At 50.8% G+C, this 16,194-nt stretch carries 12 protein-coding genes; 7 read left to right on the top strand and 5 right to left on the bottom strand.

Annotated elements, in window-relative coordinates; translation table 11 throughout:
* Position 1: 1 nt before the first annotated feature.
* Positions 2-3,217, top strand: a complete 3,216-nt coding sequence (locus ACZ5ZZ_RS13655) for an efflux RND transporter permease subunit (RefSeq protein WP_464131768.1) — start codon at positions 2-4, stop codon at positions 3,215-3,217.
* Between the two features lie 59 nt (positions 3,218-3,276).
* On the top strand, positions 3,277-3,795 hold the full coding sequence (locus ACZ5ZZ_RS13650; protein WP_464131766.1) for a MarR family winged helix-turn-helix transcriptional regulator: 519 nt from the start codon (positions 3,277-3,279) through the stop codon (positions 3,793-3,795).
* Positions 3,796-3,832: 37 nt separating this feature from the next.
* Here the strand turns inward: ACZ5ZZ_RS13650 and ACZ5ZZ_RS13645 are convergent, their stop codons facing one another.
* From ACZ5ZZ_RS13645 to ACZ5ZZ_RS13630, 4 genes are all read right to left on the bottom strand, one after another.
* Entirely contained in the window at positions 3,833-4,981 is a 1,149-nt protein-coding gene (locus ACZ5ZZ_RS13645) for an aminotransferase class V-fold PLP-dependent enzyme (RefSeq protein WP_464139880.1), read from the bottom strand.
* A 64-nt stretch (positions 4,982-5,045) separates the two neighbouring features.
* Positions 5,046-5,642 carry a hypothetical protein gene (locus tag ACZ5ZZ_RS13640; protein WP_464118231.1) on the bottom strand — a complete coding sequence of 199 codons (597 nt, stop codon included), beginning with the start codon at positions 5,640-5,642 and terminating at the stop codon, positions 5,046-5,048.
* Positions 5,643-5,750: 108 nt separating this feature from the next.
* The gene (locus ACZ5ZZ_RS13635) at positions 5,751-6,524 is read right to left on the bottom strand and encodes a hypothetical protein (protein ID WP_464139878.1); all 774 of its coding nucleotides are present in this window, start codon (positions 6,522-6,524) and stop codon (positions 5,751-5,753) included.
* A gap of 206 nt (positions 6,525-6,730) precedes the next feature.
* Positions 6,731-7,564, bottom strand: a complete 834-nt coding sequence (locus ACZ5ZZ_RS13630; protein ID WP_464118229.1) for a flagellin N-terminal helical domain-containing protein — start codon at positions 7,562-7,564, stop codon at positions 6,731-6,733.
* A gap of 585 nt (positions 7,565-8,149) precedes the next feature.
* On the opposite strand from ACZ5ZZ_RS13630, the gene ACZ5ZZ_RS13625 reads away from it, so the two are divergent.
* Together ACZ5ZZ_RS13625 and ACZ5ZZ_RS13620 are read left to right on the top strand one after the other, a co-directional pair.
* Entirely contained in the window at positions 8,150-10,879 is a 2,730-nt protein-coding gene (locus ACZ5ZZ_RS13625; protein ID WP_464139876.1) for a cation-translocating P-type ATPase, read from the top strand.
* A complete protein-coding gene (locus ACZ5ZZ_RS13620; RefSeq protein WP_464131758.1) occupies positions 10,876-11,463 on the top strand; it encodes an AAA family ATPase in 588 nt (195 codons plus the stop codon). The genes ACZ5ZZ_RS13625 and ACZ5ZZ_RS13620 overlap by 4 nt, the downstream gene beginning before the upstream one ends.
* Positions 11,464-11,505: 42 nt before the next feature.
* On the opposite strand, the gene ACZ5ZZ_RS13615 is transcribed toward ACZ5ZZ_RS13620, so the two are convergent.
* Positions 11,506-11,766 carry a hypothetical protein gene (locus ACZ5ZZ_RS13615; protein WP_464118226.1) on the bottom strand — a complete coding sequence of 87 codons (261 nt, stop codon included), beginning with the start codon at positions 11,764-11,766 and terminating at the stop codon, positions 11,506-11,508.
* A gap of 65 nt (positions 11,767-11,831) precedes the next feature.
* On the opposite strand from ACZ5ZZ_RS13615, the gene clpB reads away from it, so the two are divergent.
* The 3 genes from clpB (at position 11,832) to ACZ5ZZ_RS13600 (ending at position 16,149) form a co-directional block, all read left to right on the top strand.
* Complete coding sequence (gene clpB / locus ACZ5ZZ_RS13610) at positions 11,832-14,420, top strand: ATP-dependent chaperone ClpB (RefSeq protein ID WP_464118225.1); 2,589 nt, start codon at positions 11,832-11,834, stop codon at positions 14,418-14,420.
* Positions 14,421-14,526: 106 nt separating this feature from the next.
* Positions 14,527-14,925: a methylglyoxal synthase gene (locus ACZ5ZZ_RS13605; RefSeq protein ID WP_464139874.1), complete on the top strand. Its 399-nt coding sequence runs from the start codon at positions 14,527-14,529 to the stop codon at positions 14,923-14,925.
* 102 nt (positions 14,926-15,027) lie between these two features.
* Positions 15,028-16,149, top strand: coding sequence for a CapA family protein (locus tag ACZ5ZZ_RS13600; protein ID WP_464139872.1), 1,122 nt, complete (start codon positions 15,028-15,030; stop codon positions 16,147-16,149).
* The last annotated feature ends 45 nt before the right edge of the window (positions 16,150-16,194 follow it).

Raw genomic sequence — 16,194 nt, 5'->3', positions numbered from 1 at the left:
CATGAGTTTACCTAAGTTATCCATCAGTCGTCCGATATTTATTACGTGTGTGACCATCGCCATGGTGGTCGTGGGCTGGGCCTCTTTCAAGTCCATGTCTGTGGATTTATTCCCGGATGTGTCCATTCCGGTTGTCACAGTTCAGACGGTCTATGCCGGGGCGGGTCCTGCGGAAATTGAAACCCTGGTCAGCCGTCCGATCGAAGAGGAAGTCAGTACCATTTCTGGTATCAAACGTCTGACTTCCAAATCATTGGAAGGCGTTTCCCAGGTTATCGTTGAATTTAACAGCAGTGTGGACGTCAAGCATGCCGAACAGGAAGTGCGTGACAAGGTGAATATCGCCAAAGCGAAACTGCCCACCGAGGTGGAAGATCCGCTGATCAAACGCTTTGACCCTGCTGATACTCCGATTTTGACGGTGTCACTGACGGCTAAAGATCTGGGCGACGCGCAGTTGTTCGACATTGCGGACCAGTTTGTGAAGCCTCGTTTGGAGCAGGTTCAGAACGTCGGTGCTATCGAGATTATTGGTGGTCGTGAGCGTGAGATTCACGTTCTGCTGGATCGTAAGAAACTAAAAGCCCGCGAGATTTCAGTGTCTCAGGTGGCGGGTCAGGTCGGAGCCTCCGGTCAGAATATTCCTTCCGGTAAGGTCAATCAGGGTGAAAAAGAGCTGGTTTTCCGTGGACTGGGGGAGTTCTCTTCTGTGCCGGAAATTTCAGATACGCTCGTGAACCTTTACGGGAACGAAGTGCCAACTCGTGTGGCTGACCTGGGTTCTGTCGTTGATACATTGGCCGATGAAAAATCCCGTGCCTATGTCAACGGTGAAAAGTCTTTGTTCTTACAGGTGTATCGTCAGTCCGGATCCAATACTGTCAAAGTGGCGCAGGACGTGATCAAGCAGATGAATAAGATCAAGCCCGAGCTTGAGAAAATGGATGGAGCACCGGTTGTTGCAGTGATGACAGATGCCTCCATTAAAATTTCGAACAACTTGTATGACGTTTATGAAACGATCATTATCGGTATCATCCTGACAATTATTACGGTGTTCTTCTTCCTGGGAAGCCCTCGTTCGACCTTTATCACGGCCTTGTCTGTTCCGATCTCCTTGATCGGGGCGTTCATGGTTATGAAAGTTGCGGGATTCTCGATCAACATCGTATCTATGCTGGCATTGACTCTGGCTGTCGGTCTTCTGATCGATGACGCGATTGTGGTCATCGAAAATATCTACCGCCGTATGGAGCTGGGGGAAGACTCTCTGACTGCGGCGGAAAAAGGGACCACGGAAATCCAGATGGCCGTTATGGCGATCACTCTGGTGGTCATCGCGGTATTCGTTCCCGTGGGTACGATGTCCGGCACGATCGGTCAGTTCTTGAAGCAGTTCGGTATGACGGTTGTGTTCTCTATGGCCATCAGTTGGTTCGTGGCGATGACCTTGATCCCGATGCTGACAGCTTACTTTGGCGGGTCCGGTCATCATGGCGGCAATCACGATAAACACAAGCCCGAGGGCATGTATGACAAAACGTTGGGTCGTCTTGTAAAAGGTTTCGACCGCTTCCAGTCCTGGCTGGAAAACATGTATGAAAAGCTTCTGAAGGTTTCTTTGGATTGGCCGAAGGTGACAATCGGTCTGACAGTTCTGGTGTTCTTCCTGAGTATCTATACTGTGACGAAAGTTCCTGGTGCGTTCATTTCAGATGACGACAGTGGTGAGTTCACGGTGACATTGGAACTGCAGCCGGGTACGAGCTTGGACGGTACTGAAGCCGTGGCCCGTCAGGTTGACAAGATCTTGCATGACAATCCCGAGGTTAGCTTCACGACAATGATCGTGGGCAGCTTGTATGGTGAATCCAATAAAGCCAGCTTCTATGTGCGTATGAAGGATGGCAAAGAGCGCGGTCCTCTGACAACAGAACAGTTCCGCGACAAGATCCGTGGTCAGTTGACGCATTTGTCTTCAGCCAATCCGGTTGTTAAAAGATATGACGCCAGCGGTGGTATGGGTCAGCAGCCATTTATCTTGAACATTGTTTCCGCAGACCCGGCAGAGCTGGAAAAAGCGGGCTCAAAAATGCTTGAACTTTTGAAGAAGGATTCACGTCTAAAGGACGTGGACTCAAACTATCGCCCGGGTAAGCCGGAAATGCAGGTTCATCTGAAGCCTGGTGCGGCCAAAGCCTATGGTATTAATACATCAACCATGGGTTCTGAACTGCGTGCGCAGGTTGAGGGCTTCACACCGGCGAAGTTCCGTGAAAAGGGGCGTGAATATGAGGTCCGTGTCCGTCTGCAAGAGGACCAGCGTGACTTGTTAAAGACGTTTAACGACGTTTACATCCCGAACGTGAACCGAAAGTTGGTTCGTTTGAGCGATATTGCCAAGGGTGATTTGGAATCCGGTCCGGCTTCCATCGAACGTCAGGACCGTGGTCGTTATATTCAGATCACAGCCGGTTTGGCGCCGGGAGTGGGGTTGAGTGAAGTTGTGAACTCTGCGGTGGCAGCGATGACAACGGGTGAAAATGCTCTGCCTCCAAGTGTGCGCTTCGGGTTCGGTGGTGACGCGGAAAACATGCAGGAACTGATGACATCCACGGTGATGGCATTGGGCTTTGCGATTCTGTTCATTTACCTGATTCTTTCGAGCTTGTATGAGTCCTTCATCACGCCGATCACGATCATGGTGGCGTTGCCACTGGCTCTGTGTGGTGCGTTCCTGGCCCTATTCCTGACGGGCGAGATCCTGACGATCTTTGCGATATTCGGATTCTTCATGCTGATCGGGGTGGCTGGTAAGAACGGGATCCTGCTTGTCGACTTTGCCAAGCAGATGATGGAAGAAGGCAAAAGCCGCCGTGAAGCCTTGATCATGGCTGGTAAAACACGTCTTCGTCCGATCTTGATGACGTCGTTTGCGTTGATCGCCGGGGTTATTCCGGTGGCGATTGGTATGAATGCGGCATCCAAGACCCGAACGGCGATGGGGGTTGCGATTATCGGGGGGATGATTTCATCCACAATCCTGACTCTGATCGTGGTTCCAGCGGTTTTTACATATGTTGATCGATTCCGTATCTGGGCGAACAACTTCGGTGCACGTTTCACTTCCCAGAAGAAGATGGAAGTGGAACCCCGTGAAGCGGTCGTTGAAGAAAAAGTCAGCAAATCTGACGACGGAATGGTTCCGGTGAAGTAGTTTACTGAGGGCGGAGCTTCTTTGGTTCCGCCTGATTTTAGAAATTTTTTGGAGGCCTTATGGCGAAACTTTTTATCCAAGACATTCCTTCCCAGGAAGAGGTTCAAGCTTCTGTTCAAAGTCTTAATTCAGATGCGAATTCTGCGGCACTTTATTCCAATCTGCTTTTTATGAAGGTGGCCAGTGAAATTGAAAATAGTCTGGATGGACTGCTGTCCAAGTACAACTTGTCGTCGGGTCGATTCATGTTGTTGTTCTTGCTTCGCAACGCCCCGACGGGTTTGCGTCCTTCAGAACTGGCAAATCAGGTCGGTGTGACCCAAGCCACGATTTCGGGTTTGATCAACAGTCTTGAAAAAGCTGAATTGGTTATTCGTGAAGGGCATCAGTCCGATGGTCGTTCTTTTGTGATAAAACTGGCAGCCAAAGGCGAGCAGTTGATTCAGGAAATCTTCCCTCAGTGGTATCCTCGAGTGGAGAATTTCTGGAATGTGGTTTCAGAAGAGGAAAAAGGCTCTATCAATAATTTGCTGGCGAAAATGATTCAGAATAAATCAGCCTTAACCCCAAGAGGTTAAAATAAAAAGGCCGTCGCAAGACGGCCTTTTTTCTGTTTTAAAGTCGACTGATCAAATCCCGAACATCCTGTTCGTCGTGATATAGCCCGAACCCGAAACGCAGGCGATTGCCGCGGGAATCCGTTTTGATCCCTTTGCCAGCAAGTTCTTTCACAAGCTTTTGCGTGTCTTCAGTAGAGGGCAACTCAAACGTCAGGAAGTGCCCATGCTGCTCTGGGTGGGTCATCAGAACTTTTGATCTATGCAGCAAAGGATGGGTCTTGCCGGAAAGTTCCTGCAAAAACAGCTTCTGATTTCTTTGCACCACCTGATGAATAACTTCTGCGCTCAGCCCTTCCTTTTTGAAGGTTTCCAGTGTGGCTATCAAGCGATAGACTCCAGAAAAATCCATTGTGCTGCCGGCGTATTGAAGGGCATTTGTCGGGTAGCCAACTTCATTGCCCACAGCAGACAGATGTGACAGCTCAGCAAACCAACCCGTGTACAAAGGACGGTGGCGGGTGCCAGTGGGTACATAGAGGAAGCAAGCCCCTTCGCCGCCTTGGGCGTATTTGTAAGATCCTGCCAAATAGAAGATGCGTTCTTGTACAGAGCTTAGATCCGTCGGCAGGGCCATAAAGGCATGATAGCCATCAATCACCACCATCGCCGAAGCAGGGGCCTTTGCTGCCAGTCGGGAAATATCCGCCACCAGACCAGAGTTAAAGAACACCTGGCTGAAAAAGATCATATCCCAGTTTGCAGAGCCCAGAGCCTCTTCAAACCTTTCATGGAAAGTTTCAAAGGGCAGGGTGGGAACCTTAACCACTTCAAATTCAGGAAGCTCTGAAAGGCGATTGATCTGACGGTCGAAACTGTAAAACTCAGAATCAGTGGTCAGGATGCGGACCGGCTTTTTCCAGTTCAGGGAACTGAGCAGGCGGAAGACGAACTCATGCGTGTTGGGGGCAAAAACAATCTGCTCGGGGTGAGACAGGCCCAGGTTCGCGGCAATGAGTTTCTGTGCCTGAGGGACTTTCGTGGAAAAGATATAGCCCCATTTGTCGTCTACATATTTGCAGGAATCATCCCAGTATTGCAGGTGAGCTTCACGGGTGCAGTCCGGCCAGTAGTGGTGGCTGTGACAGGCAAAATGCAGTTCAGAAGGGTGGGCGGCCAGAAATCTTTGATAGAGATGTTTGTACATGGCCTGATGATAATAAAAAAGGGAGTCAAAGACTCCCTTTTTTATTTAGCTGTGTGCGCAGCGACTAGAAGTAACCTTCGTCATCTCCGAAGTCGTCATCTTCATCATCGTCGTCGTCATCGCCATCGTCATCTTTGGAAGTGATGTCGTCTTCAGCTTCTTCGTCCTCTTCAAAGGAACCTTCAGCTTCTTCAGACTCTTCACCTTCATCTTCCCATTCGTCGGATTCGTCAGAAACCGCTTCTTCTTCGATGTCGATCATGCTGTCCATTTCTGCTTCGTCGTCAAAGTCAGCAGAGATGTCTTCGATCGCTGGTTTGATGATTTCTGTAGCAGCAATGCCACTAACAGCAGCCTTCGCTACTTTTTCTTTTTTAGGAGCGGCTGGTTTCTTGGCTGCTGGCTTTTTAGCAGCAGGTTTTTTCGCAGCGGCTTTCTTGGTCGCAGGCTTCGCAGCTTTTTTAGTCACTTTTTTCGCAGCGGCTTTTTTAGGAGCAGCTTTCTTTGCAGGTTTAGCTGCTTTCTTTGGAGCCGCTTTTTTTGTCGCCTTTTTAGCAGGCTTTGCAGCTTTCTTAGTTACTTTTTTTGCGGCAGCTTTTTTAGCAGGTTTAGCTGCTTTTTTTGCTACTTTCTTTGCTGGTTTTGCTTTTTTCTTTGCCATGATTCGCTCCCTGAAATGTCCTGGTTCAAAATGGAAATGCCCCCTTAGACTAACGAGATTTAAGGGGGCAGGCAAATCAAAATAGATTTCTGGTGGGGACGGTCTTGCTTACTTGATAATACCACTCAAATGGTCGTCGATGATCTTGGCCAGATCGTTCGGCAGAATGAAGGAAAGGAAAAGCCCCCCATTATAACCCCCGGATTTAGGCACGATCGTCAAATACCCCAGGGTGCGAGTCCCAGCGGCGTTCTTTAGCGGTGAAGTCATCCCAAAGTATTCGGGGAAAAAGGAACTTTCGACGAACATTCCGACCGCACTGACGCCGAAGTACAGGTAAAGCTTGTTGCTGGAATTTGGGTTCAGGCCCAGGCCTAAGGACGGTAGCTCTCCGCTAGGCATCATTGGCAGGGCGTTGCCGTTGGGGAGGCGAGAGGCTGGCAAAGTTGTAACTTTGTCCTTAACAATCAGTCTTAACGGAATACTGACCGCGACTCGGGCTTTTTGCTGGGAATCCAGCACCGTTTTGATTTGAACACCCTTCACCTGAGGAACATCTATATAGAGTTGGCTGAAGGCGCCAGGCAGGGGCAGGTACAGAAGCAAGGCGTTGTTGGCCTTGTCTAGCGACATCACCTGCTCGTTTTCGTAAGCACCTCCACCCACATGCGCCGATAATTCCAATTTGTCGTACGCGCTTGGTGGAGCGGGAGTCACTGGGGGAGTATCCGTCCCCTGGCCGGAGTTGTCTCCGCTGCTAGACCCTTGGCTGGTGTTACCGGTGCCCCCTAAGGATTCAAAGCCTCCTTGGTTGCTGCAAGCGGCAAGAACTGCGGTTGCGAGAAGAGCCCCCATCAATCTTGCTGTTTTCGCCTTAGTCATATCGAACCTCCATGCTTCGTACATATTTTTCGGAAGGTTTTCACCTAGACTTAAGCTAAATATTTGAAATTATTGGTAAATAAGTTCGACAGTTTTTTGTGTGATGAAAAGCGGGCCAGGGTGGCTGAAAAAACTTTGGGCAGAAAAAATAAAAAACCCGGAGGGAAGATCCCACCGGGTTTTAGGTTTTGGTTATCTTATTCCAATTAACCGATCAGCTTAAGAGCCAATTGATTGGATTGGTTAGCCTGAGCCAAAGTGGAAGTACCAGCTTGCAACAAGATGTTGTTACGAGTCATCTCAGAAGATGCTTGAGCAACGTCTGTGTCACGGATACGGCTGTTAGCTGCAGACAAGTTCTCTTGAGCTACACCCAAGTTGTCCACTGTAGAAGTCAATCTGTTCTGAAGCGCACCCAGGTTGGCGCGAGTTCCAGAGATTGAAGTCTGAGCAGCGTCAAGTTGGCTCAAAGCTTCCTGAGCACCTTCTTTAGTGGAGAAGTCCACACCAGAAAGACCCAGAGCATCCAAAGTAGCTACGTTTTCAGCCGCGTTGAAGGAGATACGATCTTCTTCAGCGTTGTTGAACAAACCTACCTGGAAGTCGAAGCTTGGAGAAGAACCATCCAAAAGCTTTGTAGTACCCCAAGTTGTTACAGAAGCGATACGTTGCATCTCAGATTTCAACTGTTGAACCTCTTTATTCAACATACCACGCTCTGTCTCACCAACAGTGTCAGAAGCAGCTTGGATACCCAACTCACGAAGACGAACCACGATGTTACCGATTTCGTTCAGGCCACCCTCAGCAGTTTGAACCATGGAGATACCATCGTTCGCGTTGCGTTGAGCTTGAGCAGCAGATCTGATCTGAGCTTTCAAGCCTTCAGAGATCGCCAAACCTGCAGCGTCGTCAGCAGCTTTATTGATGCGGCTGCCGGAAGCAAGTTTCGCCATAGAATCGTTGATCGCTCTTTGAGAACCTACCAGGTTACGTTGAGCATTCAATGCACTGATATTTGTTGTTACTCTCATTCCCATTTTAAATTCCTCCGTTAATATTTATTTTTCATTTTCAATACCCTCCCTGATTTTGTTTTTGGCATCAGCGAAACCTACTTTCGCTTTGCCGGCACTGACATCCGAGTCTGTGCTTTTTTGTATGGCCTTTTTATTTTTGGGCTTTAACCCATCGCCTGCTAAGTCCGCATCGGGGGTTTTACCCCTCCTGCTCCTGCGCAAAGCGCGTGAACAATCTATTGTTCTATTTTAGTTTCATCCTTGAAGGCCCTCCTTTCGGTTCCGCAAGAGAGTGACCATCTCTCTTGACTCCTTCTGAGTGAATCATTGATGTGCATTAGATCGGGATTTGGTATGAGGTCTTGACAGGACGTCAGGCGGGTTTTGTTTGTTTTTCACAATACTGGTCATTCGACTGATCCTGATATCCGGACGTAAGCTTGTCCTGAATCAATTGGACACAGTACTTTCAGAGGGAAAAACGATAAAAACACAGACTATGGAACAGTCAATTTTCCGAATGGGACCATGGTTTTGCTGAATGGCTATGCTGAAATTGAATTTCTTTGTGAATCGCCAGACAGGAAGGGGTTGAGTTGAGGTTGTTTGACACTGGAGCTTACTTTGTTCCGGACGGGTGTGAATGATTATAGAATGGATTTGGAAATCACATCGGCCCATGAGCAAAAGATTTCGAATGTGATCACAGGCCTTAATTCTTCGGAACGAGGTCTGTCCTCGACAGAGGCCCTTCGAAGGCTGGCAGTTCATGGACCCAATATCTTTCCTACGCGCCCACCGACCCCTTTTATTGTGATCTTTCTTCGTCAGTTTCTAAGTCCTCTGATCTATGCTCTGCTGATTGCCGTGCTTCTGGCTTTATGGATGCGGGACTATGCAGATGCCGTCTTTATTTTTGCGGTTTTGTTGATCAATGCCTCCATCGGAGGAGCTCAGGAATACAGCGCGCAAAAAAGTGCCGCGGGACTTAGGCAGGTTCTTGCCGCAAAGTCGCTGGTCGTGCGAGACGGTGTGATCCACGAGGTGGATGCCGAAGACTTGGTGCCCGGGGATCTGATTTTGCTGGAATCCGGGATGCGTGTTCCCGCGGATATCCGGCTTGTTTCAACACATTATCTGGAAATTGATGAATCCCTTCTGACCGGAGAATCTTTGGAGGTTTTGAAAGATCCACAAGTCGAATTGCCTCTGAGGACTCCGTTGGTAGAGAGAGTCAATATGGCGTTCACAGGATCGCTGGTCGCTCGGGGCCGAGGCCGTGGTGTGGTGGTCGGAACTGCGCTCAGAACGGAGTTGGGTAAAATTGTGGACTCCCTGGAAGCTGAGCCCGGCGCCAAGCCTCCGTTGCTGATCCGGATGGAGCGCCTGACTCGAAAGAGCGCTGTTTTTTTGTTGCTGGCCACTGCGGTGATGGCGGTGATCCTGGTCTTGCGTGGGTACACGCTTTATGACGTCTTGATGGTCAGTATTGCGATGGCCGTGTCCGCCATTCCTGAGGGGCTGCCAGTGGCACTGACGGTCGCGTTGGCAGTGGCCAGCCGACGAATGGCAAAAAGAAACGTGATTGTGCGGCGATTGGCGGCCGTCGAGGCCCTGGGCTCTTGCACTTACATCGCCACAGATAAAACGGGCACGTTGACAGTCAATCAGCTGACCGTGAAGAAAATCGCGTTGCCGGAGCTGCCCGCATTTGGGGTCGGGGGTAGCGGTCTAAAGCCAACAGGAGAGTTCGAGCGCCTTGAGGGAGTGTTGGGGCCGATGCAGCAGGGAAAGCTGCGATCACTGGCCCTGGCAGGAGCTTTGTGTAATGAGGCCCAGCTTTTCGAGGAGTCAGGAGAGTGGGTGGGTCATGGTGATTCTGTGGACCTGGCTTTTCTGGTGCTGGCGGAAAAAACCGGTTTGCCTGAATCTGAACGGGCTCAGCACTACAGTTTGGTGGATGAAATTCCCTTTGAACCCGAGAATCAATTTGCAGCAACGTTGCACCGGGGGCCCTTGGGAAATTTGATATCCGTCAAAGGCGCTGTCGAGAAAGTTCTGCCCATGTGCAAGGGCGTTGAGTTGGAACATGTGCTGACTCAGATGAATGAGATGGCAGAAGAGGGCTATCGGGTTTTGGCTCTGGCCGGTCTTCTTTCATCGGTGACGCAGTTGAAAGATCAGCTTCAGGGGCTTTCTTTTTTGGGGCTGGTGGGAATGATGGATCCACTTCGTGAAGAAGCCAAGGAAGCCATCGATCATTGTCGAAGTGCCGGAATCACGGTGTCCATGGTGACGGGCGATCATCCGAGGACGGCCTTGGCGATTGCGAAACAACTGGGATTGGCCGGGCAGCTAGAGGCGGTGGTCTCGGGACCGCAGCTCAAAGCGGCTGGCGAAGCCCACAGGGATCAGTTGATCTCTCGCGGGCGGGTTTACGCTCGTGTCGAGCCTCAGCAAAAGTTGGAGATCGTGCAAAGTCTTCTGGCCGCGGGTCATTTTGTGGCCGTGACGGGTGATGGGGCTAATGATGCTCCGGCTCTTCGTGCCGCCAATGTCGGGGTGGCGATGGGAAAAAGTGGCACCGATGTGGCCAAGGACGTCGCGGATCTTGTTATCACAGATGATCGATTCGCGACAATTGTCGCCGGCATCGAAGAAGGCCGTATAGCCTACTCCAATATTCGGAAGGTCGTGTATTTGCTGATTTCTACCGGTGTTGCTGAAATTCTGATGTTCTTCCTCAGTCTCATCCTGGGCGTGCCTCTGCCTCTGACAGCGATTCAGATTCTTTGGTTGAATCTGGTTACAAACGGGATTCAGGATGTGACGCTGGCGATGGAGCCCGGCGAGGGGGATGAGTTGCATCGACCGCCGCGAAGGCCTGAGGAACCCATCTTTGATCGTCTGATGTTGGAAAGGGTCGTCTTGTCTTCGGTGGTGATGGGAAGAATCTCTTTTTCATTCTTCTACTCGCAACTCCGGGAAGGGGTCAGCCTGGAAGTCGCACGCAACCTGACTCTGCTTTTGATGGTCTTGTTTGAAAACGTCATGATTGGCAATTGTCGTTCAGAGACCAAGTCTGCTTTTTCCATGAGTCCGCTGAAAAATCCCTATCTTCTGGCTGGAACCCTCGGGGCCCAGCTGCTGCATATCGGGGCGATGTACATCCCATTCTTTCAGACCACCCTTGGGGTTGCCCCTGTGCATCTTTCTGACTGGATTCGTCTGCTGGGGTTGGCGTTGTCTGTTTTGCTTGTCATGGAGACTTATAAACTTGCACGTCACAGCCCCTGGTTGTCCCGATTCACGACCAGCATTCGGAGGCATTTATGAAACGATGTTGTCGAATTGTTCTTACTGGAGGCCCTGGCGGTGGCAAAACCACGGCCGCTGATTTGTACCGTCGGGAGATCGGGGACCAGGTGGTGGTTGTGCCCGAAGCCGCCACGCTGCTTTATACGGGGGGATTTCCGCGAATGGGGGATTTTGGCGTCCGACAAGCCACCCAAAGAGCCATCTATCATGTTCAGACCAACCTGGAGGATGCGCAGGCCGCGCATTATCAGAGCCGGGTGTTATTGTGTGACCGAGGAACTGTGGATGGAGCTGTGTACTGGCCGGCTCAACCGATGGACTTTTTCAGAGAGCTTGGAACGACCTTGGAGGCCGAACTAAGACGGTATGATGCGGTGATATTCTTTGAAACTGCGGCGGTGGGTGGGATTTCCATAGAAGGGGGGAACCCCATGCGGATCGAAAGCATTCAGGAAGCATTGAAGCTGGATATGTCCTTGCGGGAGCTTTGGTCCCAGCATCCCCATTTTATATTCGTGCCTCACGAGGCTTCATTTATACGCAAGGTGAATCGGGGACTTGAAGAGGTGGCCCGGGTGGTCGCCGGACACCAGTCAAAATGAAACACCACTCGTTAGACGGAGGTCTGGTGGTCCTTTTCGAGCTCAATCGATTTCCAGGAACCTGCAGAAGGCCATGTTCCCCGCCAGTTCGTATTGGTGGGTTTGGACCGCTTTCAGATGGTGCTGGGGGTTGTAGCCAATCGTACAGACTGTTTTGTCTCCGTCAAAGTGAGAGCAGTCCTCGCAGGAAAAACGAGTGTCATACTTCAAATAGTCCCGGGGGTTGACTGTATCCTTTTTGATGGAGGGGTGCAGACGCGGCTGGGACTTGCCTTTTCCTTTGGGATTAACGATTCCTGCCATTCTGAGGGTCCTTGGTGTTGACAAAAGCGAATTAGAACTCATCCTTTATTTCAGATGGAGGCTCTATGAGCAATGATATTGAAAAAATGACGCGAAAAAGCCAGGAGGCCATGCAGGCCGCCGCAAAGTTGGCCGAGCGTAAACTTAGCCCCTCCGTGGAACCTGAACACCTTTTGATGGAGCTGGTACAGCAATCCGAAGGAATCGTTCCTCGTATCTTGGATAAAGTGAATGTTCCCCAGGCCCAGTTTTTAACGGACCTGAGAGCCCGTATTGATAAGTTCCCTCAAGTCACTGGTGGCAGTCAGAAAATGTACGCCAGTCCGCGTCTGGAAAAGATCTTCCAGGCCGCTGAGACAGAAGCGCAAGAGTGGGGTGATTCCTACATCTCCACTGAACACTTCTTTATGGCCATGCTGAAGGGTGGGGATTCCGACCTGCAGGCCTTGTTCCGTAAGAACAAGATCAACGCCGACTCGGCAAGAACTGCTTTGACCGAGATTCGTGGCAAACAAAAGGTGACCGATGACGATCCTGAAAATAAATATGAGGTTCTCAAAAAATATGCCCGTGATCTGACCGCTCTGGCGGCCGAAGGCAAACTTGATCCGGTGGTGGGGCGTGATGAAGAAATTCGTCGTGTTGTGCAGGTACTGTCCCGCCGAACGAAGAACAACCCCGTACTGATCGGTGAGCCGGGCGTGGGTAAAACGGCCATCGCCGAAGGTTTGGCTTTGCGTATTATCAAGCAGGACGTGCCGGATAATTTGATTGGCAAAAAGCTGATGTCCCTGGATATGGGAGCCTTGATTGCCGGTGCCAAGTACCGTGGCGAATTTGAAGACCGCTTGAAGGCCGTAATCAAGGAAGTCACTTCCAGCGATGGGCAGATTATTTTGTTCATCGACGAGCTTCACACTTTGGTGGGCGCTGGTAAAACAGAGGGTGCCATGGATGCGGGGCAGTTGCTGAAGCCAGCCTTGGCGCGCGGAGAACTGCGCTGTATCGGTGCAACCACTTTGGACGAGTATCGCAAGTACATTGAAAAGGATGCGGCCCTTGAGCGTCGTTTCCAAACAGTGATGGTGGAAGAGCCCAGTGTCGAGGACGCGATCACCATCTTGCGGGGTCTAAAAGAAAAATACGAAGTCCATCACGGGATTCGTATCACTGATGCGGCGTTGGTGTCGGCGGTGAAGTTGTCTCATCGCTATATCACCAACCGCTTCCTGCCGGACAAGGCGATCGACTTGATCGACGAAGCGGCCAGCAAACTGGGTATTGAAACCCGCTCTGTGCCGGAAGAGGTCGATAAGATCGAACGCGAATTGATGCAGCTTCGTATTGAAAAAGAAGCATTGAAAAAAGAAAAAGACGAAGGTGCAAAAGAACGTCTGGCCGTGATTGATAAAGAAATCACTGAGCTGAATGCGAAGAACCAGCTTTTGCGCGAACAATGGGAATTTGAAAAAGGCGGCATTGAGCAAATTAAAAAACTCAAAGCCGACATCGAAGACCTGAAGGTCGCAGTGGCGAAGGCCGAGCGTGAGGGTGATCTGGGGAAAGCCGCCGAATTGAAATACGGTCGCTTGCCAGAGACCGAGAAAAAGCTCAAAGCCCTGGAAGAGCGCAGTAAGGAAGGGGCTAAGACGGCTTCTGAAAACCGCATGCTGAAGGAAGAAGTCGGCCCTGAGGATGTGGCCGAAGTCGTGGCGAAGTGGACGGGTATTCCAGTCAGTAAAATGCTGGAAAGCGAATCCCAGAAGCTTCTGCATATGGAAGATGAATTGAAGAAGCGCGTGGTGGGTCAGGATCATGCATTGACCATTGTGGCTGATGCGATTCGCCGGGCGCGTGCTGAAATCTCGGACCCGAATCGTCCGATTGGAACTTTCATGTTCCTAGGTCCAACTGGTGTTGGTAAAACCGAAACCGTGAAAGCCTTGGCAGAGTTCCTGTTTGATGACGAACAGGCCGTGGTGCGCATCGATATGAGTGAGTACATGGAAAAGCATGCCGTGGCACGTCTGATCGGGGCGCCTCCGGGCTATGTGGGTTACGAAGAAGGTGGTCAGTTGACCGAAGCCGTTCGTCGTCGCCCTTACAGCGTGGTGTTGCTGGACGAGGTGGAAAAAGCTCATCCGGACGTGTTCAATATCCTGTTGCAGGTTTTGGATGACGGTCGTCTGACGGATGGGCAGGGTCGCACGGTGGATTTCAAAAACACTGTGCTGATCATGACTTCGAATGTGGGTTCGCAGTCGATTCTGGATCCAGCCATGTCCGAAGAAGCCAAACGTGAAGCGGTGAACGAGGCTTTGCGTGAAAGATTCCGTCCGGAGTTCCTGAACCGTATCGACGAGACGGTGATGTTCAAGTCCTTGGGCGAATCGCAGATTTCCGGCATCGTCAAGGTGCAGTTGGATCTGGTGGCGCAACGTTTGCGAGCGAAAAAGATTGCCATCGACTTCAACCAGGAAGCCATCGACTTCCTGGCGAAGAAAGGCTACGACCCGGTTTATGGTGCTCGACCTTTGAAGCGTGTGATTCAGACAGAGCTTTTGAATCCACTTTCCAAAGAGATCATCGCAGGCAAGGTCAAGGCGGGCGATACAGTCCACGTCAAAGGCAACGGAAGTTCACTGGTATTCTAAAATATTGGGATCAGATAATGGTAAGAAGCCCTCACAAACGTGGGGGCTTCTTGTTTTTCAAGAGAATACCATGACAGACTTCGGCGCCTGCCTCTAGAATGAAATTATGACGACAAAATCCAAAGTTAAGACAAAAAAGAAAAAGACCCTTGCTCTGATCGCTCACGACGGAAAGAAAGCCGTGTTGGTTTCATTTGTTCGGGATCATCTGGAAGACTTCAAAAACTTCAACTTGATCGGGACCGGCAATACGGGGCGACTGATTCAGTCCGCCGGTTTGAAGGTGATTCGCAAGCTTTCGGGACCTTTGGGGGGAGACGCCCAGATTGCCGCTGAAGTGGCGACCGGCAAGTGCCACGGGGTGATCTTTTTCCGTGATCCACTGGGAATGCATCCCCACGACCCGGACATTTCGATGTTGATGCGCATCTGTGATGTTCACAACGTGCCGTTGGCGACCAATCCGGCCACGGCTGAACTGCTTATAAAGGGCCTGCCAGGTTAGCTTCGACAGGGTCCGCTGTCGCAAGTTTAGACAGAGCGGGCATATTTTTCTGTGACGGACCTGTCAGTTGCGAAAAAACGGACCAGGCTTCATCTTAGGCCCATGCGCGGCTTTAAATCTCTTCTGATATCAGGTCTTTGTCTTGTCTCCATGGCAGTGTCGGCGGCTCCGACCAAAGGGGCTTATTGCCAGGATGATTCGGTGGTGTTGGGTTTTGTCGGGGACATTCTGGTTCACGATGCACTTTACAAATCCATTCTTCCCAAACAACGTTTTACCTCTTTATGGGAAAAAGCCATTCCACTTTTCAATAAAGCCGATTATATGGTCGCCAATCTTGAAGGGCCCGCGGCTTTGGGGGTTGAAAAGTCCGGCCGTGATGTCGGTGATCAGGGATTTACATACGATCTGAATGTGTATTCAGGGACTAAGTTTTCTTTTAACTTTCATCCGCAAATTCTGCGCGATCTGAAATCTTCCGGTGTTGATCTGATCAGCACGGCGAACAATCATTCCTTGGATCGACAGTGGCTAGGAATTGACCGTACTTTGGAAGCGGCAAAAGAGGCGGGTCTTGCCACCGCGGGAACACGCCCTTCTTATGCTCCGAATGAACAGTTTTATCACCTGGCGGATGTGCGTGGCTACCGTCTGGCCTTTATTGCCTGCACCGAAGCCACCAATGGAATTGCTGATACCAAGGGGCAGGTGTTGTCTTGTTACAGCAAGTCCCAGCAGGTGGAAGGTCTGATCAAGCAGTTGCGTGGACGCTCTGATGTTGATGCGGTGATTGTTCTTCCGCATTGGGGTGTGGAGTACAGTTCCAAGCCTGACAAGTCTCAGACCAATTATGCCCGTCGGTTTCTGGAGGCCGGTGCCGCGGCTGTGGTGGGGTCTCATCCTCATGTCTTGCAGCCGTGGGAAACCTACAGAACTGCGGATGGTCGTCAGACGATGATCGTTTATTCATTGGGTAATTTCCTAGCCTTCCAAGCGGGCACAGAAAAGAAAACCGGAGCGGTTGTTTACCTGCGCCTTAAAAAAGATGCTGCAGGACGTACACAGCTTGCGACGGCCTATTACACTCCGACTTATCGCGACGGCTACACCGTCTATCCGGTCAGCGGTCGGGGCAGTAAAGAAGCCTTAAAAGAGTCCGCAAAGCACTTCGGCACGCAGAACCGCTTTGAGCCGGAGCAGAAATTCCCGGGCTGCCATCTCTGATATCACTTTCCCCGGCTCAGTTTTATGTGCTTCAATAAGACTCGG

It is taken from the genome of Bdellovibrio sp. HM001, from assembly GCF_055397275.1.
This window is presented reverse-complemented; position numbering and strand designations above follow the sequence as displayed.

Coding starts and splice junctions, on each gene's coding strand:
- clpB (WP_464118225.1), top strand. CDS start 11,832: ATGAGCAATGATATTGAAAAAATGACGCGAAAAAGCCAGGAGGCCATG.
- ACZ5ZZ_RS13635 (WP_464139878.1), bottom strand. CDS start 6,524: ATGACTAAGGCGAAAACAGCAAGATTGATGGGGGCTCTTCTCGCAACC.
- ACZ5ZZ_RS13655 (WP_464131768.1), top strand. CDS start 2: ATGAGTTTACCTAAGTTATCCATCAGTCGTCCGATATTTATTACGTGT.
- ACZ5ZZ_RS13650 (WP_464131766.1), top strand. CDS start 3,277: ATGGCGAAACTTTTTATCCAAGACATTCCTTCCCAGGAAGAGGTTCAA.
- ACZ5ZZ_RS13645 (WP_464139880.1), bottom strand. CDS start 4,981: ATGTACAAACATCTCTATCAAAGATTTCTGGCCGCCCACCCTTCTGAA.
- ACZ5ZZ_RS13620 (WP_464131758.1), top strand. CDS start 10,876: ATGAAACGATGTTGTCGAATTGTTCTTACTGGAGGCCCTGGCGGTGGC.
- ACZ5ZZ_RS13640 (WP_464118231.1), bottom strand. CDS start 5,642: ATGGCAAAGAAAAAAGCAAAACCAGCAAAGAAAGTAGCAAAAAAAGCA.
- ACZ5ZZ_RS13600 (WP_464139872.1), top strand. CDS start 15,028: ATGCGCGGCTTTAAATCTCTTCTGATATCAGGTCTTTGTCTTGTCTCC.
- ACZ5ZZ_RS13605 (WP_464139874.1), top strand. CDS start 14,527: ATGACGACAAAATCCAAAGTTAAGACAAAAAAGAAAAAGACCCTTGCT.
- ACZ5ZZ_RS13615 (WP_464118226.1), bottom strand. CDS start 11,766: ATGGCAGGAATCGTTAATCCCAAAGGAAAAGGCAAGTCCCAGCCGCGT.
- ACZ5ZZ_RS13630 (WP_464118229.1), bottom strand. CDS start 7,564: ATGGGAATGAGAGTAACAACAAATATCAGTGCATTGAATGCTCAACGT.